The organism is Kitasatospora sp. NPDC002965 (assembly GCF_040611255.1).
Lineage (GTDB): Bacteria > Actinomycetota > Actinomycetes > Streptomycetales > Streptomycetaceae > Kitasatospora.
The window spans coordinates 10,321-28,855 of sequence record NZ_JBEXNT010000122.1; the positions used below are offsets into that span (position 1 = coordinate 10,321).

General features: G+C 71.9%; 10 protein-coding genes. 2 read left to right on the forward strand and 8 right to left on the reverse strand.

Going from position 1 to position 18,535, the window contains the following annotated elements:
* Nucleotides 1-5 precede the first annotated feature (5 nt).
* Nucleotides 6-7,307, reverse strand: coding sequence for a polymorphic toxin-type HINT domain-containing protein (locus tag ABZY91_RS33065; protein ID WP_355406782.1), 7,302 nt, complete (start codon nt 7,305-7,307; stop codon nt 6-8).
* A gap of 447 nt (nt 7,308-7,754) precedes the next feature.
* On the opposite strand from ABZY91_RS33065, the gene ABZY91_RS33070 reads away from it, so the two are divergent.
* Nucleotides 7,755-12,074, forward strand: coding sequence for a ricin-type beta-trefoil lectin domain protein (locus ABZY91_RS33070; RefSeq protein WP_355406784.1), 4,320 nt, complete (start codon nt 7,755-7,757; stop codon nt 12,072-12,074).
* A gap of 93 nt (nt 12,075-12,167) precedes the next feature.
* On the opposite strand, the gene ABZY91_RS33075 is transcribed toward ABZY91_RS33070, so the two are convergent.
* A complete protein-coding gene (locus tag ABZY91_RS33075; protein WP_355406786.1) occupies nt 12,168-12,593 on the reverse strand; it encodes a carboxymuconolactone decarboxylase family protein in 426 nt (141 codons plus the stop codon).
* A 318-nt stretch (nt 12,594-12,911) separates the two neighbouring features.
* Here ABZY91_RS33075 and ABZY91_RS33080 point away from each other — a divergent pair, with 318 nt between their 5' ends.
* Nucleotides 12,912-13,091, forward strand: coding sequence for a hypothetical protein (locus ABZY91_RS33080; protein WP_329950217.1), 180 nt, complete (start codon nt 12,912-12,914; stop codon nt 13,089-13,091).
* Between the two features lie 62 nt (nt 13,092-13,153).
* Here ABZY91_RS33080 and ABZY91_RS33085 read toward each other — a convergent pair whose 3' ends face one another.
* The 6 genes from ABZY91_RS33085 to ABZY91_RS33110 all read right to left on the reverse strand — a co-directional run bounded on the left by ABZY91_RS33085 (nt 13,154) and on the right by ABZY91_RS33110 (nt 18,415).
* A complete protein-coding gene (locus ABZY91_RS33085; RefSeq protein WP_355406788.1) occupies nt 13,154-13,840 on the reverse strand; it encodes a ribonuclease H in 687 nt (228 codons plus the stop codon).
* A 152-nt stretch (nt 13,841-13,992) separates the two neighbouring features.
* A complete protein-coding gene (locus tag ABZY91_RS33090; RefSeq protein ID WP_355406790.1) occupies nt 13,993-14,694 on the reverse strand; it encodes a restriction endonuclease in 702 nt (233 codons plus the stop codon).
* Between the two features lie 42 nt (nt 14,695-14,736).
* Complete coding sequence (locus ABZY91_RS33095; protein WP_329883774.1) at nt 14,737-14,937, reverse strand: hypothetical protein; 201 nt, start codon at nt 14,935-14,937, stop codon at nt 14,737-14,739.
* A gap of 292 nt (nt 14,938-15,229) precedes the next feature.
* Nucleotides 15,230-16,144 carry a GNAT family N-acetyltransferase gene (locus ABZY91_RS33100; RefSeq protein WP_355406792.1) on the reverse strand — a complete coding sequence of 305 codons (915 nt, stop codon included), beginning with the start codon at nt 16,142-16,144 and terminating at the stop codon, nt 15,230-15,232.
* A gap of 137 nt (nt 16,145-16,281) precedes the next feature.
* Complete coding sequence (locus ABZY91_RS33105; protein ID WP_355406794.1) at nt 16,282-18,072, reverse strand: ABC transporter ATP-binding protein; 1,791 nt, start codon at nt 18,070-18,072, stop codon at nt 16,282-16,284.
* 205 nt (nt 18,073-18,277) lie between these two features.
* Nucleotides 18,278-18,415, reverse strand: coding sequence for a SapB/AmfS family lanthipeptide (locus ABZY91_RS33110; protein ID WP_329883777.1), 138 nt, complete (start codon nt 18,413-18,415; stop codon nt 18,278-18,280).
* Between the last annotated feature and the right edge of the window lie 120 nt (nt 18,416-18,535).

An 18,535-nucleotide genomic window follows, 5' to 3' on the forward strand; every position in this document is an offset into this window, starting at 1 on the left:
GGACCTCACAGGTTGGGGAGTGTCGTCTTGAAGTGCCAGCCGAAGTCGTCGACGGCCTCGATGGTAACTCTGGTGGCGAGCGCCCCCGGATTGTCGTAGTGGGGCGTGACGCTCATGATGACGGTGTTCCCCGTGTTCTCGACATGCTTCTTGATCACCGTCTCCGCCTGGTTGATGGGGCCGTTGTTCTGCACCTTGGTCTGGGAGATGATGTTGCGGAGGTCCGTACCGGAACCACCGAACTGCTGTCCGATCAGGTGGCCCTTCGACCAGCCGGCGTCGCCGCCACCGAGCTTGACGAACTCCGCCGGGGCGTTCCGCTTGCCGCGGCTCGGTGCGCTGCCGATCAGATCGGCCTTGGCATCGGCCAGGACCTGGGGCGTCACCTCGGCGTAGGCCACACCTGCCCGGCCGTTGGACACCTCGCTGAGGTGCACGTTGCTGCCGTTGCAGTTGTGAACGAGCAACGGGCTCGCGCCCGCGACCACGTAGTAGGTGTGGACCAGGTCGACGGTCAGGTTGTGGGTGACGACGGCGTTGCGGTAGCTGCGGACGGTACGGACGGTGCTGGTGCTGCCGTCCGGCTTCCTCAGCTCCTCCCCGACGGTGAGCTCGCCCGCGTCGACCCACTGCTTGCGGGTCTCGCTCCAGTAGGGGTGGTGGTAGGTCGAGGTGACCACGGTGGACTCACCGGCCAGGGTGACGTCGGTGAAGTCCTTGTCGTCGGGGGTCGTGATGGTGGCGACGACGCGCTCGGGCCCGGTCTCGCCGGTCTGCGGGTCGGTGGCCGTCACCACGTCGCCGTCGACCACCTGCTCGATGGCCTTGACCGTTCCGTCGGCCATCAGGACCTGGGTACCGGCCGGGAAGCTGTTGCAGGCCGGCGCTGCGGAGCCCGAATCGACCTCGGCCCTGCTCGCGGACGGCTCCGTACTGGGTGCGTCTCCGGCTGTCTCCTTGGCCGCCTTCTCCTCGGCCGCCTTCGCCGCCGCTCTCTCGGCTGCGCGGGCCTCCTCGGCCGCGCTCTTGGCCCGGACGATGGCCTTCTCGGCATTCGCGGCGGCCCGTTCGCCGGCGCGGATCATGTCGTAGGCCTTGTCGATCTCCTTGTAGACCTTGAAGGCCTTGATGCCCACCTTGATGGCCTTGAAGAGCTTGCCCCAGGGCACCGCGTTGAGCGCGGTGTTGACGCAGGCCATCACGTCGCCCTTGGTGAAGCAGTCGCGGGCGTCGTTGTAGCCGATCAGGTCGCCGATCATGTCGACGATCTGGTGCTTGACCTCGTCGCGCTTGCGCTTGCCCTCGTTGACGATCTTGTCGGCCGCGTGCTTGTCGTCCTGGGCCTTCTGCTCGTCGGCCGAGGGTGCGGGCGTCGGCGTCGGGGTCGGGGGAGTCCCGCCCGAGTTCTTCCGCTGCTCCGCCTCCCACTCACGGAGACTCTGGCACTCGGCCGGAGTGTCGCAGGCGTGCCTCAATCCGTTCGCGTCGGACTTGTTGACCGGGCTGTTGTTGGCGTACGCGTAGGCGTTCCACTGCTGCGGATCGCCCGCGTCCACGATCGGGTCGGGGCTGATGAAGCGGCCGGTCGCGGGGTCGTACTCACGGGCGCCGAGGAGGGTGAAGCCGGTGGCCTTCTCCTTGGTGCCGCCGACGAAGCCGCGGTCGCCCGCCCAGACGCCCGGCGCGGGCTGGCTGCCGCGCTCGTTGCCGAAGGGGTCCGTCGGACGGCGGACCTGGGCGAGGGTCGAGGCGTCGAACTGCACGCTGTTCGTTCCGTGCGGGTCCGACCCCTGATACGCCAGCCGTGAACCGGCGCCACTGGTGGTCCGGGTGATGGTGAGTCCGCCGGCGGCGGGGTAGGACCGGACGTCGGTGACGGTGTCCGTGGAGGTGTCGAGGGTGATCTGGTCGGATCCGAGGTTCAGCGTCGTCCTGCCGGCGTCGCGGCGGATCAGCTGGTTGCCGGAGGTGTCGTAGAGGTAGCTCGTGCCGGCGCTCTCACCGGTGCCGGTGACCTTGTCCAGCTTTCCCTGGTCGTTCCAGGTGAGCTTCTTGGTGCCGGAGGTGTTGGTGATCGAGGCGGTGTTGCCGCTCATGTCGTAGGTGTACGACGTCACCGCGGTGCCGGCGGGGCCGGTCCGGGTGGACTTCACCAACGCGTGCGGGCCGCCGGTGCCCACGCCGTTGTTCGGATCGCCGACCGCCGTGTTGGCGCCGGGGCCGAAGTTCTGGGTGGTGGTGACGTCCTTCGACGTGTCTCCGCCGACGTCCTTCTGGACCAGCTTGGTGCGGTTGCCGATCAGGTCGTACTCGTACTGCTGCCAGTAGGGGGCCGGTCCGCCGACGCTGGGCCTGCCGGCGCCGAGGGCCGGGCCGTTGGCGTTGTCGCAGGCGCCGATGCCCGGGACGGCGGGCTGCGGCGCGGTGGTCTGGCCGCCCGTGTCGGTCCAGGCCTGGGTGAGCCGCCCGAGGTAGTCGTGGTTGAAGCACTGCAGGTCGGCGACCTGGCCGTCCTGCGCGTTGCGCACGGAGGTGACCTGGCCGAGCGCGTTGTAGGTGTAGTCGTTGACGTCGACGCTTGCGGTCGGCGCGTTCTCCTTGTCCAGGATCGAGCGGGTCACCCGCCCGGTGCTGTTGTCGAACATCGTCGTCGAGACGACGTTCGCTCCGCCGCGCCCGAGGGTGGTGCGGATGATCCGCCCGTACGGGTCGTACCGCAGGTCGGCGACGTACGTGGTGGAGGGGCCGAACCCGAACGCGCTGGACAGGCCGGCGAGGTGGCCGACGGTGTCGGAGACGAACGTCAGCTTCTCGGCCGCCAGGCCCGCGTTGGGCACGGCCGGGAGAAGGGTGTTCTGGAGCCGTCCGGCGGTGTCGTAGGTGTTGGTGGTGGTGTAGGTGCCGCCGAGCTTGCCCTCCTCCATGGGGATGGTGGTCTTGGTGCCGAGGATGCGGTAGCCGGTGTCGTAGCCCGTGACCTCCGACTTGTAGGCCTTGCCGGATGCCCCTCCGACGAACCGCGTGCCGGAGGTCGCCTTGCCGAGTGCCAGGCTGTCGTAGGTCCAGGCGCCGACCTGCTTGGCCGCGTCGATCGCCGTGCCCTCGTAGGACGCGACGGTGCGGCCCAGCAGGTCGGTGACGCTGGTGGCGCTCTTGCCCCGGGCATCCGTTCCGGTGGCGGCGTTCTTCGCCTCGTCGAAGGACATGGTGTTGGTCCCGGAATCCGGGTCCGTGGACTTCACCAGGCGTCCCAGCAGGTCGTACTCGTGGGTCCAGACGTTGCCGGCGGCGTCCTTGCGCCAGGCCTCCTGGCCCTCGACCGTGTACCGGTAGGTGGTCTCGTCGTACGCGCCGGTCGGGGTGTTGGCCTTGTACTGCCGCAGGGCGACGACCTGGCCGCGGGCGTCCGTGATCGACGCCGAGGCGTACCCGCCCGCCGGGGGGATGGATCGGGTCTCGTCCGCGCCCACGTACTCGGTGCGGCTGCGCCACTGCTCGATGCCGAAGGACTGGAAGATCGAGTCGGTGATCCGGCCCATGCCGTCGTAGGTCCGGACGGTCTGGGACGGGATCTTGCCGTCGGGGTTCACCCCGCCGTTGGGCAGGAAGAGCGCGCCGCCCGGTTGACCCTGGTCGGTGTAGTAGGCGGCGCTGGTCTTGGTCTGCCAGCCGTGCGAGTCGAACAGTGCGTCGGTGACCATGCGGCCGGCCACTCCGGACGGGGTGCCGGCCTGGGTCTGGCGGATACGGCCGAGGCCGTCGTAGATGGTGAAGCTGGCCGTGTACGTCTTGAGGTCGCCCAGTAGCGCCTGGGTCAGCACGGTGGACGGCGCGTTGGCACCGTTGAGCGCGTACGAGAACTTGCGGTTCGGTAGCGCGTTCCTGCTGCGGTCACTGCCCGGACTCCAGGCGGATACGACCCGGCCGAGGGCGTCGTGGTCCTGCTCGGAGATCCGGCCGTTCTCGTCCCTGGCCTTGACCGGCAGGGCGCGACCGACGTCCAGGGTGGTGACGGTCTGCCAGCCGAGCGGGTTGGTGTGGGTGATCTGCGTGGGCAACTGACCGGTGGCCGGCTGGTAGGCGGTCCTCGTCTCGGCGCCGGTGAGGTGGGCGGCGTCGGTGCGGGTCGGGTCCTTGGTGCTGGTGACCCGGCCGTACTCGTCGAAGGTCGCACGAGCGGTGAACCTGTAGACGGCCCTGCCCGCCGCGTCGTAGCGCTCCAGGACCTCGGTGGCGGTCTGCTCGGCCTTCGCGCCGGCCTGCCCGAGCGGCAGGTTGTCGAAGTGGGAGCGGGTGTCCGCGATCGTGTTGGCCGCGGTCGGCGTCTGGTTGCAGGCACCGGCGAGCAACAGGATCCGGGAGGCCAGTTGGGTGGTCGCCCCGCCGGGTCCGTCGGCGTAGGTGAACTGCGAGCAGCGCGCCAGCTCGGGGTGCGCCGTGTCCGGGTTGTCGATGACGACGGTGGGTCGAGCGACGAGAGTGGTGTCGTACGCGGTCGACTGCTCGTTGGTCCGCCAGCCGGAGGCCAGCTTCGTGCGGGTGGTCACCTTGGCGGTGTTCACGGCCCGGGCCGTGATCGCCGGCATGCCGCCGGACTGGTTGCGGGTGGCCGTGACCGGGCCGATCCACGGGTCGGACACCACGCTGGAGACGACGTCGCCGCCGTCGCGGTCGTAGTTCCGGGTATCGCGGATGTAGCCGGAGAGGACGTCCTCGTCCTTGACGGTGCCGCCGTGGACGTCGGTGACGCTCACCTGGCGCTTGGAGCCGTTGGCGAGGACGTCGCCGTCCATGCCGCGCAGGAAGGTCGACGTCGTCCGGGTGCGCGGCGCCTCGACGGCGCTGCCGCTGCCGCCCCGCGTGGTGACCGTGGCGAATCCGCGGAACTGGTCCCAGGTACGCGTCTTGGGGTCGGTGAGCTCGGAGTCGTTGCGGTGCCAGGCCGCGCCGCCCCCGTACTCGTACGTGGTCACCGTCGGCGTCGCGCCGGCCACCATGTCCTGCTGGGTGACGGACTCCACCACGATCTTGTGGAACCAGTCGTTCACGGGATCCGGCGCGGACTGCCCCGGCAGGTACCACTTCACCGGCATGCACGCCATGGTGTTGCCGTCCTCGGAGGACGGCATCCGGCCCGCGACCCGGGAGCAGTCGGCGGCCTTGTAGACGATGTTGACCACGCCACCGGTCTCGGTGGTGATCTTCTGGATGCGCGGGCGACGGTACGGCTCCACCGAGGCGTGCGTACCGTCGGGTCGGGTGATGTCGCCGTCCACCCGGTTGGGGATCTGCAGTGGTTGGAACGAAACCTCCGGCAGCGTGATCGGCGTCTTGCCGTTGCTGCCGGTGCGCTGTACGGAGTCCAGCCACAGGGCCGGCGAGGTGCCGTCACCCGGGTCCTGGAAGGACTGCTTCAAGGCGAAGGAGTCCACCGGGCGGTACGTGGAGCCGTCCCACACCTCGGTGTCGATCTTCGTGAGGCGCTTGGTCGTCCAGAACGTCGGCGAGTAGATGTCGCACGTGCCGTTCTGGTCACAGGTCTGGTCGACGGGCGTGTCCGGCCAGGACTTCGCGTTTGCCTTGGTCCGCTGGGACGGGTCGCAGGTGATCGCGCCGTTCGGCAGGCAGCGCTCGTCGGTGCGGAACCACACCTGCGCCGCCGGCTTGGCCTTGCCCTTCGCCGCGATCTGGTCCGGCAGGCGCTGTCCGTACCCCACCCACGCCGGGTACGAGGCCCGCTGGTACTGGGTGCGGGTGCCGTTGCCGTTGTTCTGGCCGCCACCGCGTGCGTAGCTGTTCTGCTCCTGCTCGTACCGGTAGGTGATCAGGTTCTGGTGCGGGTCGACGACGTAGTCCAGCGACCACTGCCAGCCCATCTGGGACCAGGAGTTGGTGGCAGGGGAGCCCGACTTCAGGCACGGGTCCTGGCCGCCCGGCCAGTACACCGGCACCGTGGAGACCGAGTTGGCGGCCTGGTCGCTGCCGTCGCCGCCCGGTAGGTGGTTCGCGCCGAAGTAGAACTGCGTGCCGTCGACCGTGGTGACCCGCCAGGCCTCGCCCTTCCAGGCCCCGTTGTTCCGGTCGGTGAGCCGCTCGACCTTGGTGCCGTCCTCGCCCTGGAGGTGCCACACGCAGGACGTGTCGTCGCGCACCAGCTGTCCGGCGTGCCCGGCCAGCGACAGTGACAGCAGGTCGCCGCCCCAGCACTGGTCGCCGGAGTTCTGCACCCCGGCGTCCTTGCAACCCTTGTACCCGCGGGTGATCGACCCCGGTTGCCAGTCCCAGCCGTCACCGATCCACGACGGCTGCGCGTTGGTCGACGCGGTCCTCCCGTCCACCGCCGAGGAGTCGTACCCCAGCGAGACGCTCGGTGAGGCTCCGCCCAATGCGGAGGGCAGCTCGACCGTGTAGCCGTAGGTGAAGTTGGCCGCGTTGGCACCGGCCTGCCAGGAGGCGGACGGAGTCAGCGGCGAGGCGGAGAAGTCGCCCTCGCTGCCGGACGGACCGGCCTCGACCGCGAGGGCCGCCACGGGCGCCGCCTGCGCCTGTGAGGCGGCGAACGCGCTGGAGGACGACGACTTGGCCGTGGGGGAGGAAGCCTGAGGCACCTCGACCTCGACGACGAGACGCCCGGTGGCGTCCCGCTGCGCGGGAACGGGGGTGCGCGACGTGCAGCCGGCGGCACCGGGGGTCGTCAGCGCACAGGCCGGCAGCTGGACCACCCGTGCCCGGGAGCCCCAGTCGGCGCCGGCGGCCTTCGCCCAGGTGGTGGTGTCGATGCCGACCCGGACCCGGCCGGGTGCGGCGCCGTCGCCGGCGTCCGCAACCGATATGAGGGCACCGGAGACCCCTGCCGAGCGGGCCCGGTCGGCGTCCGCGACCTCGACCCTGACCTGCGCGTTACCCCCCTTGGCGGGGGCCAGTGGGGCCGGTCGGGCCGATGTGCCCGGGGCGGAGGGCTGGGGCCGCGTCTGTTCGATCCAGACCGGCAGCGTGCCGACCTGCACGGGTGAGGCGGCCGAACCGGCGGCTGCGGCGTCGCTCGCACCGGCGGACCCGGCCGAAGCCGCCTTCGCACCGGTGCCGGCCGACGCGGACAGCGCAGTCGTCGCAGTTCCGGAGGGCGTGGCGGTGTCCGACGGAGGGGACCACGGTCTGCCGCGGTCGGCCGTGTGGCCCTCGACCTCGGCGGCGGAGCCCTTCACCGGCGCGGTCTGCGGCAGCGGGGTGTTCGGTGGAACCCAGACCCTGGGTTCCTTGACGGCTTCGGCGACGGCCTGCGCGGAGGGGATGGTCACCACCGACATCAGGACGGCGAGTGTCGCGACGGCCGCCGTTCTGGAACGGCCTCTCCGCGCGAATGGCCATGTACGACGAGACAACTGATCCCCCATGAGTGCCCGAAGCAAGCAAGGGCCCCCACAGAGGCCCAGGTCAGGGGGCACCCTACGAGTACATGATCGATCTCGGGTAGGAAATTCTTAAAATTTTCTTACGTGACCAACATCACCTGCGAGGCAATGCGCCACCAGCCCCGACAACTCGGACACCCGGTCGACGAAGGGCTTTGACATCGCGGAGCCGTACGGCCAGCGTGCGACTGACGTCTGCTCCCGTACTGGCCGCTCCGCGTACCGTCGCGCCGCCGACCCGAGCCGACTTCCCATCAATTCACGACTCACGACGGGGACTCCATGCCGAGGCCGCAACCACCCGCACCCAGACCAAGATCCCGGACATCCCCCGGTCGCCGCGTGCTCGGCACCACCGCCCTGCCCATCGCCCTGACGGCCGTGCTGTCGCTCGGTGCAGGGCTGCTGGTCGCTCCGGCGCCGGCGGTCGCCGCCGACCGCGGCCACGGACCGGCGGACACGTCCTGGCCCGCGTCACCCGCCAAGCCGACCGAAACCGGGCAGGCCGGTGCGGTCCAGGCGGCCCGGGCCGAGGCGAAGCAGACCGGTCGAGCCGTCACGATCGATGCACTGACCACCGAGACGTCACAGACCTCGGCCAACCCCGACGGCACCCTGACCTTCAGCTCCGCCCCCGTCCCCGAGCGGACCAAGGCCGCCGACGGATCCTGGCGCCCGGTCGACGCGACGCTGCGCGGCAACCCGGACGGCACCGTGACGCCGACTGCCGTCGGCTCCGCGCTGAGCTTCTCCGGCGGCGGCAACGGTCCGATGGCGACCATGACGACGCCGGACGGCAAGAAGCTCGCCATCACGGCCCCGTTCAGCCTCCCGAAGCCCGTCCTCGACGGCGACAGCGCGCTCTACCGCTCCGTCCTGCCGGACGTGGACCTCCAGTTGAGCGCCACCACCTCCGGCGGCTGGCGCCAGGTGCTGATCGTGCGCACCGCCCAGGCCGCCGCCGAGCCGCGGATCAGGAACCTGCACCTCGACGTCGCGGTGAACGGGCTGACCGTCCAGGCCGACCCGAACGGCAACCTCGCCGCCGTGGACGCCTCCGGCACGCCCCGTTTCACCGCGCCCTCGCCCGTGCTGTGGGACTCCGCCGTGGGCGCACCGGCCGAGGCCCCGGCGGCCAAGGCGGCGCCCAGGACCCGCGGCAAGTCCGCCGAGGCACCCCCGCCCGACAGCCTGCTCGACCCGGTGGCCACCGTGTCCTCCGCGAAGGGCCCTGGCGACAACGCCACGGTCGCACCGATCGCCGCCACCGTGAACGGCAACGGCATCGACCTGGTGCCGGACGCCGCGACGCTCGGGAAGGGCACCGGCCCCTGGTTCATCGACCCGGGCTGGAACCCCAGCATCGACAACGGCACCCAGGCCTGGGCGCAGGTCCAGGAGGCCTACCCCGAGACGATGCAGTACAACAGCACCCACGACGACCAGGACAAGCCGGCGGCCGGCTACTGCGGGTACATCGACACGGCCAACCCGTGCCCCAAGGTCGGCCGCACCCGCGCCTACTTCCAGGTGGGCTTCAACTCCGGTCTGTGGGACACCACGATCCTGAACGCGACGCTCTACGCCAACGTCATCAGGTCGTCCAGCCCGTCCACGTCCACGCCGATGGGTCTCTACACCACCCCGGTCATCAACCAGTGGACCCGATGGAACGCCCAGCCCTGCCAGACCGGCTCGACCATGCAGAACTGCTCGAAGGTCGCCGACAAGTGGATCGCCGGCACCGGGGGCGTCGACTTCAACGTCACCGGCGAGATGCAGCGGGCCGCCCGTGAGCACTGGCCGAACTGGACGTTCGGCTTCGCCCCCGACGACGAGCGCAACAAGTACTACCGCCAGCGCTTCGCCAACAACCCGCACCTCGCGGTCACGTACGACATCGCGCCGCACGTCGGCTCGCCCGGCGCGAGCCCCACCCCGGGCTTCGCGCGCGACGGTTCCTCCAACCCCTGCTCGACGCCGGGCACCACCAACCCGTGGGACAACCCCGGCTGGATCGGCGTCAACACCGACGTCACGCTGCGCACCGACACCTGGTCCCCCACCGGTGAGCAGCTCTGGACCACGTTCAAGATCTGGGACGACGACAACGGGGGATCCTCGCAGTTCTTCGAGACCGGCTGGCTCGGCAGTTCCGGCACCGTCTACAAGAGCGTCGGCCCGCTGACCGACGGGCACCAGTACGGCTGGATGGCGGCCACCGGCGACGGAACCCTCAACAGCGGCACCACCGCCATGTGCTTCCTGCGCATCGACCGCACGCCGCCCACCGCACGCGTCACCTCGACGGACTTCCCGGAGTCCGGCACCCTCGGCGCCAAGCCCAAGCTGGCCGGCCAGCCGGGCACGTTCACCCTGACCGGAACGGACCCGGCCCCTGCCACCGGCGGGCGCAGCTCCGGCCTGGCGTGCGCCCGGTGGACCACCGACCCCGTCCAGGCCGCCGCGACCGGCTGGAAGTGCACCGACAACGACAGCCGCATCGTCCGGATCGACAACGGTCTCTCGACGAACGTGACGATCACCCCGAACAACTGGGGCACCAACTTCGTCTTCCTGCAGACGCAGGACAACGCCGGCAACATGTCCCAGCCGGTGTCGTACAGCTACTACGCCCCGACCAACCCGAACGGCCCCGCGCCGATCCTCGGGGACATCGACGGTGACCGGAAGTCGGACGTCCTGCTGCCCGACAGCGCCGGCAGCCTGAGGCTGATCGGCGCCGGTGCCGACCCGTACAGCGCTCCCAACGCCCGGCCGCAGTCGGCCCCGGGAACCAGCGGGTGGAGCAACGTCCAGATCACCCACCGAGGTTCGTTCAACGATGCCAACGTCGACGACCTGGTCGCCCACGCACCCGGCAGCGAAGAGCTCTACCTGTACGTCAACGACCGGATATCCGGACGCTTCGACGGCCAGGCCGGTGTCCCGCTGGCCAAGCCCACCTACTGCGCGTCGCCGGACGGGACGCAGATCTCCTGCTCCGACTGGGGGCTCGGCGGCACCTGGTCCGGCGTCACCGAGATCGCCGCGTTCGGGTCGCCCACCGGTGACACCCCTGACATCCTCGGCACCAACCTGCCCGGCCTGCGGCGGACCTCGCTGCTCTTCCGGGAGGGCGGGCGACTCTGGCTGGCGCTCTCGTCGAGCGTCAAGACCCTCGACGGTCCGGCCGTCCTGCTCTCCGGCACCAACCAGGACTGGGACTACTACGACCTGATCACCCCCGGGCCCACCAAGGGCACGGACATGCCGACGCTGTGGTCCCGGTCCAGGGGCGACGGCACCATCCACGCCTTCCAGCTCAAGCCCGCCGCGAACGGCACGTTCGACGCGAGCGCGTTCACCACGCCCACCGCCGGCTGGATCGCCAACGGAGCCGACCGCCGGCTCTACCCGCGCGTCGGCTCCAACGGGGACCTGACCGGCGACGGCGTGCCCGACCTGTGGGCCGTGGACACCAACCAGCAGCTCGTCGCCTGGAGCGGCGTCGGCACGAAGGCGCCCGACACCGGCACGGCGGTGGGCCCGACCGTCAACGGTCTCAGCCGCACCCCCGTGGTGCTCGGCAACCTGAACAGGCCGACCGCCTCCTGGCTGGCCTCGCCCGACGGGAGCAACAACGTCCCGGACGGGCAGGGCCGGAGCCAGTACGCGGCCACCGCCTCGGGCGTCAACTGGTCGGGGGACACGGTCAACGGAAAGTCCAAGACCGTGGCCGGCTTCAGCCGCGCCGGCAACTCGAACATCACGATGGCCGGCCCGGTCGTCGACACCCGTAAGAGCTTCACCGTCTCGCTCTGGGTGAAGTCCGGCCCTGCCGGCGGCGTCGTGGCCACGCAGACGGCCAACCACGCGAGCGACTTCATCGTCTACAACGACGGGGGCTCGGGCCCCTGGCGCTTCGCTCTGAGCTGGCGCGACAGCACGGGATGGCCGTTCCACTACACCGACCTGATCAACTCGAACGCCACGTCCCGCCCAGGGGTCTGGACGCAGATCACCGCCTCCTACAACAGCGTCACCAGCCAGATGGCGCTGTACGTGGACGGCGTCCTCGCCGGTACCGGCATCCACGCCGCCGGAGAGAGCTCCGCGCCGTCCGGGCCGTTCACGCTCGGCCGCTACAAGGCGGACGACGCCCTGAACGCCAGCTTCGACGGGACCATCGGCGCCGTCGCCGCCTACCCGTTCCCGGTCAGCCCGTCCGCGCCCGACTCCAGCGGCCTGGTGCGCTCCGGGGTCGACAACGCCATGTGCGTCGACGACTCCGGCTCCGCCACCGGACCGGACAACCCGATCCATCTGTGGCCCTGCCACGGCGGCACCTCGCAGCAGATCTCGGTGGGCAACGACGGCACCCTGCGGGTGCTCGGAGGTTGCCTGACCGCGCAGGGGTCGGGCACCGGCAACGGCACCAAGATCGTGTACCGGGCCTGTGACGGCACGCCGTCGCAGATCTGGTCCCCGACTGCCGACAACCGGTACTACCACCCGGCGTCGACCCGCTGCCTGGACCTGCCCGGTTGGAACGCCGTCAATGGGAACCAGCTACAGCTCTGGGACTGCCACACCGGCGCCTCCCAGCAGTGGCCCACCACCCTCCTGCGCACCCCTGTGATTCCCGCACCCCCGCAGTAACCGCTCCGCCGGGAAGACGTTCCGGGCCCGCCGCACCGATCGGTGCGGCGGGCCCGGTCGCGTCAGGCGTCGGGGCGCCGCGGCTTCCGGGGGTCAGCCGGCCGTGACCGGGAGGAGGCCGCGCTCGCCGAAGACCTTCTTGGCGACGAAGGTCGCGTTGAGGGCCTTGGGGAAGCCGCAGTAGGCGGCGGAGTGCAGCAGTGCCTCGACGATCTCCTCGGGGGTGAGGCCGACGTTGAGGGCGGCGTTGACGTGGACGTCCAGCTGGGGCTCGCAGCCGCCGAGCGCGGTGAGCATGCCGAGGGTCACCAGCTGCCGGTCCCGCGGCGCCAGCCCGGGGCGGCGGTAGATCTCGCCGAACCCCCAGGCGACGACCTGGTGGGCGAGCTCGGGGCTGATGTCGGCCAGCGCGTCGACGACGCGCTGCCCGCCCTCGCCGTCGACACGGGTGAGCATGTCCATCCCGCGGTCGAAGCGGTCCTGGCGGGTTTCGGCGTCGTTCGTGGGGGAGTGGCTCATTCCGGTGGTCCGTTTCCAGCGCGCGGCGGCGGCTTCTCGTCGTAGGTCCGGTCCTGCCGTACCACGGCCGGGCGGCCGGGGGCACGGCACGACCGTAGGACTTCGAGTGCACTCAAGCTCAAGTCCGACACCGGCTACGCGGTGCGACCTGCGGTCCCCGCCCCGGAGCACCCCGCCCCGGAGGACCCCGCTCCGTCATCCGCGCGGACTCGGCTTGCGGGCGCCGCCGGCGGGGGCTTGAGTGGATGGGTGGTCCCCGGGCACCGGCAGCCGGCGCAACGGAACCCTGCGACGACGCCGTCCGGACGAGGAGGAGCCATGGCACACCACAAGTCCAACAAGCAGGTCGAGGGCGACCCCGACACCGGGCACGGACGCGGCCTGCCGCTTCGGCCCGACGAGGACGAGCTCGAGGAACGCACCGAGGAGGACCGTGAGGAGGCCGGTCTTCCGCCCGACCCGCAGGCCGCGCCCGACGAGGAGGGCGAGCGCGGCTGACCCGCGCCGGCACCGGTGCCACCGGCCCCGATGACGCGGGGCCCCGGTGCCGGGCGTGGCCGTCAGGCGTGGGCGCCCGCGCACTGGGGGTGTCCCCAGCTGCTGCCGACCTTGGTGATCGTGTCGCCCTTGGCGTAGGCGCGGGTGCACGGGCACGTGCCCGCGTAGCGGGCCTTGAGGGTCCGCGTGCCACCCGCCGGACGCTTCCCGGCCGCGGGCGCGGCGGAGGCGCGTCCGCTCCGCGCCGACGTGCCGGTGACCGGGTCGGGCTCGGGCAGGTCGGAGGCCGTCCCGGCCGCCGCTTCCTGGGTGCGGGCGGCGTCGCTGGCGGCCTTGTCGGCGATGGCGTTCAGCGGGTCGCCGTCCACCTGGTGGGCGGGAACGTACACGAAGGTGACGTCCCGCCCCTCCAGGAGTGCGTCGATCTGCTGGATCAGCTCGCGGTTGGCCACCGGCTTGCCCGCCGCGGTCTTCCACCCGTTGCGCTTCCACGCCACCAGCCACTTCGTCGCCGCGTCGCGGGTGTACGTGCTGTCGAGGCGGACCTCCAGCGGCACGGCGGGGTCCGTGGCGAGCAGCAGCTGCTGCAGGGCGGTCAGCTCGCCGATGTTGTTGGTGCTGTGTCCGAGCGGACCGGCCTGCCAGCGCTGCGGGATCCCGGCACTGTCGGCCACCACGTAGGCCCAGGCCGCCGGCCCGGGGTTGCCCTTGGCCGCTCCGTCACAGGCGGCGATGACTCGTTCGATCATGGACCGATCATGCCAGGGCCCGGCCCGTGCGGTCCAAGACGGCGTCGGACCACCCCGCGCGGGAGAGCGTGCCCGCCCCGCCGGCCCGGAGCCCGGCCGGCGCGACCGCGTCGAAATGACGCGTCGTCACATGTTCGTCACCACGGGCGGATTCAGCCGAGCCGCCCGTTGCGTGGTGCGGGGACGCGGGGCAGGACGTCCCACAGGGGCCGCCCCTCGCTCGCCCACCGGGCCAGAGCGGCCCGGTCCACCAGGAGGACGCCCTGCTCCGCGCCCCACCTCACCGAGTCGCGGGAGAACCGGCCGTTGGTGACCACCACCGCCACCTGCGCGGCGTGGACGCGCTGGAACGTCCCGGCCAGGGCGTACAGCACCCCGACCCCCACCGGCTTGCCGCCGACCGGGTCCTGCTTGTGCTTGCACTGCACCGCCCACCGCCGCCCCATCGGATCGTCCGCGAGCACGTCCACGCCCTGGTCGTTGGAGCGTCCGACCTTCTCCGCGCGGCAGCCGTCACGGGCCAGCAGGTCCCGCACCGCGTACTCGAACCCGTCCGGACTCATGTGGTCGATGCCGCCGGGGCCGCTCAACGCCATGCGCAGGCCGGCGAGTCGGCGCCGCCGCTCCCGAGCCGCGACGGCTCGCACCCGCCCCACCGCGGCGGCGACCGCGCCGGCCACCGCCAGGAGCGCGACCGGCACCCACCAGTGCGTCGCCAGCCACCGCACCGCGGCGGTCACCGCACTGACCGCCACGGCTCCGACCAGCACGACCGCCGGCCACGTGCCCTCGACGCGCCGCGCGCCCCGCCGTCCGCCACGTCGCCGGGCCGCGGGCCCGCGTCGCCTAGCCACCCGCTGCTCCCGTCCTGCCGGTCCTCGCGACCCGTCCGGTTCTCACCCGAGGGCCTGGGCGACGACGCCGACGAGCCGGAGGATCGCGTCCCCCCAGGGCGTCGCGGCGATCAGGACGCCGAACACGACGCAGCTGAACGCCGTGATCCGCTCGTCGTTGCGGCTGCGGGCCTCGGTTCGCCGGGAGAGTCGGATGAGGATGATGATCCCCAGGAACACGGAGGCGCTGATCGTGTACTGCAAGGTCCACCCCGGACGCTCGGTTCGCTGTGCGTGAGACCCCGGTGACACGGGGTCAGGACTGTCCGGCAGAGCATGCCAGAGGCGCGCCCGGGCCGAGGTGGGTTTCGAAGAATTCCAGCCGCACCCGAACAAGTCCCCGCCGGTCCTGTGCGCTCTCACTCCGGACGGGCGGGCCGCCGCCCGATCCAGGCCGACCGGCGCGAACTCCCGCGCACGCCCAGGGAGCGAGGCGCGCGTCTCCCGCCGTGCTCCTGTGTCGCGCACTCCGGTCGACCTGCCCGGCCGGTGACCTTCACCGCAGGTGGACCACCATGGTCAGCGAGTCCTCGCCCTCGTCCCGGCCGTGCAGACGGAAGCCTTCGCGGGTGTACAGCCCCACGGCGGGGTTGTCCCGCCCGACGCTCAGCGAGACGCGTTCGATGCCGGCCTCGCGGGCCGTGCGCAGCAGGCGCCGGATCAGCGCGGTCCCGGTGCCCCGGCCCCGCTGCGCCGCGTCGACGCCGATGCTCAGTTCCGGCACGTCGTCGCCGACGAAGCCGTAGCCGGGATCGTCCTCGGTGAAGTGCCGCAGCCACGCCGCGCCGACCGGAGCCGGCTCCCAGCGGTCGACCTCCCGGGTCGCGAGCGCCACGAGGCCCAGGTCGCCCGGCCGGGGCCAGCCGTCCACGTAGTGGGCGTTGCGCGGATCGGACAGCACCGCCTCGCGCGGAGCGGCAGGGCCGGGCCCCCAGTTGACGGCGGCGACCACCATGTCGCGGAGCAGCTCGACGTCGCCGGCGAGGGCGAATCGCGTGTGGATGTCCGGCGGGCCGCCCGCGGGCCGGACCTCCTCCTCCCGGCCTTCGGGGGAGATCTGCCGCAGCTTCGGGCCGTGGAACCTCCACACCCGGAAGGAGGACTGTTCCTGGTCCGTCACGAACAGGTGGACGAACTCGGGCTGTCTCCACGCGAGGCGTTCGACGTGCGCGATCAGCTCGTCCAGGTCCGCGTGGTCGAGCGCTCCGGCGTAGACGTCGCGTTCCGGGAACCCGCCGTCGCCCCGGCGGGTGTCCTCGCCGGTGGTCCCGCCGAGCGGTCCGACCCGGCCGGTGGCACCGGGCCCGTGGCCGCGCAGCGGGGCGGACGTCTGCAACCACCGGCTCAGCGATTCGACGGTCGGCCGATCGTCCGGATCGACGGAGAGCATGATGTTGGCGACGTGGCTCACAGCGGGATTCAACCGGTTCACCCGTCGCTCCGCCACCGGGTTCCCGCGCGACGGGGCGGAGGGAGGGCCTCCCGGATCGCCGTGCCCGCCGCGCCGTGCCCGCCGCGTCGAGGTCGCGGCCGAACCCGACCGCCTGATCAACCGGGAAGGCGGAGTCGGCGGTCCCCGAGGAGGGACGGGCCGGCCTGGCTGGCCACGAGCTCGCGGTACGGGACGCAGCGGGTGAGCAGTGTGGTGTGGTCCGCGGCGTCGACGACGGTCCCGCGGTTCATCATGATCACGTGGTCGGCGTGCTGGACCGTGGAGAGCCGGTGCGCGACCACCACCACGGCCCGACTACGGGCCAGTTGCTCCACGATCGTGCGGAACCGCAGCTCGTTGAGGCCGTCCAGCTGGCTGGTGGGCTCGTCGAGCAGGACGATGTCGGCGTCGGTGAGCAGCGCCCGGGCCAGTGCCAGCCGCTGGCGCTGGCCGCCGGAGAGGTCGGACTCGCGGCCCAGCACGGTGTCGAGGCCCTGCGGGAGCCGCGCGACGTCCTCGGCCAGGCCGACGGCGGCCAGCGCCTCGGCCAGCTCGCCGTCCCCCGCCGACCCGGCCCGGCCGAGCTGGAGGTTCTCCCTCGCGCTGGCCTCGACCAGGGTGAACGCCTGGTCCACGTAGGCGATCCGGGCGCGCAGCGCTCCCAGGGGCCAGCTCCGGACGTCGTGGCCGAGGACGCTCACCGAGCCGGCGGAGGGCCGGACGAACCGGCCGACGAGCGAGAGGGCGGTGCTCTTCCCGGCGCCCGACGGGCCGACGACGGCCGTCAGACCGGTGCGCGGGATGCCGAAGGACACGGCGTGCAGGGCGGCGTCGTCCGACCCGGCGTGGGTGTAGGACACGGAGCGGAAGACGACCGCCGGGGCATCGGGGGACGGGCTGGGGGTGGTCCGGTCGGCGTCGTCAGGGTCGGCCTCCGGCGGCACCGCGAGCAGTTCGTTGCAGCGGTCCCGGGCGGCCAGCCCGGCCTGCAGCCGCCCGAAGCCGGTCGCGAGTGTGTTCACGGCCGGGACGGTCTGGAGCAGGTAGAGCAGGAACGCGGCGAACGCCGCCACCTGGAGGTCGCCGGCCGCCAGCCGGGCGCCGCCGGTGAGGATCACCGCGATCATCGCGAACTGGTTGCCGAGCGTCAGCACCGCGGGAACCAGGGCGCCCAGCCTGGCCCCCGTCAGCGAGACCGCGCGGAGCTTCTCGGCGTCCTCGGCGAGGAACCGGTCGGCCACCGGTTCGGCCCGGTACGCCTTGATGGTGGTGAGGGCCTCCAGGTTGGCCGTGAAGCGCTGGGCGATCTGCCCTACCGCGTCCTGCTGCCCGGTGACGTTGGACTTCATCCGGCGGAGGATCAGCAGCACCAGGACGGTCAGGACGACGAGGGCGGCGACGGTGACCACGGTGAGCACCCAGTCGATCCACACCATGACGACGAGGGTCGCGGCGACGCTGAGCGCGGCCAGCGGCAGCTGGGTCGCCACCTCCACCACCTGACGCAGGAGTTGCGCGTCGGAGGTGACCCGTGCGGCGAGGTCGCCGGTGCCCCGGGCCCGTACGACGGGCAGCGGAAGCCGCAGCGCGTGCGCCATGAGGGCGGTCCGGAGACGGTAGGTCATCCGCTCGCCGATCCGGGCCAGTTGGAGGCCCGAGAGGGCCTGGGCCACGGCCCCGCCGAGGGCGGCCGCACCCATCATCAGCAGTCCGGGGGCGAGGGACCGGTGGGCGGAGAAGTCGCCGACGATCTTCCGGACCAGCAGGGGGAGGGCGATTCCCGCCGCGGTGGCCACCACGGCGAGCAGCAGGGCGACGGCGAGCCGGACGGGCTGGGCGGCGAGTTCGCGGCGCAGCCGGACCACCGGTGAGGCGGGGGCGGGGGCGTTTGCGGGCTGGTCGGCCACGGAACACCTCTCTGCTGGGGCCGGCGGTGGGCGTCCGGGCGGGTCGGCCCGGAGGAGCTCGGTGCGGGCGGGTTCCGCGCGGACGTGCTCCGTGCGGACGGGCCGGGCCGCAGCGGTGACCGCTGCGGCCCGGCGACCGACCGGGTGTCCGAGGACTACCGGCCGATCTCCCCGTACGGACCGCCCCGGCGGGCGGCGGTACGGATCAGAGACAGAGGAGCGTGCTGACCGTGCTGGTGCCGCAGTTCAGGACGCTCAGCGAGCTGGTGCTCGCGAGGGTGTCGTCGATCTGCGCCGCCTCGGTCTCGGGCAGCTCCAGGGTCTGGAGGTCGAGGATCGCCATGACGTTCTCCTTCGCTCGTGCGGTGCATCACCCGACCGGACGGCCGGGAGTCGGTGGGGGCGCGGGATCCGCGCCCGGGGTCGGCGGGGCGGGGGGGGCCCCCGCGGGGGGGGGGGGAGC

Excerpts from the sequence above, each read along its gene's own strand:
- ABZY91_RS33065 (WP_355406782.1), bottom strand. The coding sequence starts at position 7,307 with ATGTCGGTGGTGACCATCCCCTCCGCGCAGGCCGTCGCCGAAGCCGTC.
- ABZY91_RS33075 (WP_355406786.1), bottom strand. The coding sequence starts at position 12,593 with ATGAGCCACTCCCCCACGAACGACGCCGAAACCCGCCAGGACCGCTTC.
- ABZY91_RS33080 (WP_329950217.1), top strand. The coding sequence starts at position 12,912 with ATGGCACACCACAAGTCCAACAAGCAGGTCGAGGGCGACCCCGACACC.
- ABZY91_RS33085 (WP_355406788.1), bottom strand. The coding sequence starts at position 13,840 with ATGATCGAACGAGTCATCGCCGCCTGTGACGGAGCGGCCAAGGGCAAC.
- ABZY91_RS33110 (WP_329883777.1), bottom strand. The coding sequence starts at position 18,415 with ATGGCGATCCTCGACCTCCAGACCCTGGAGCTGCCCGAGACCGAGGCG.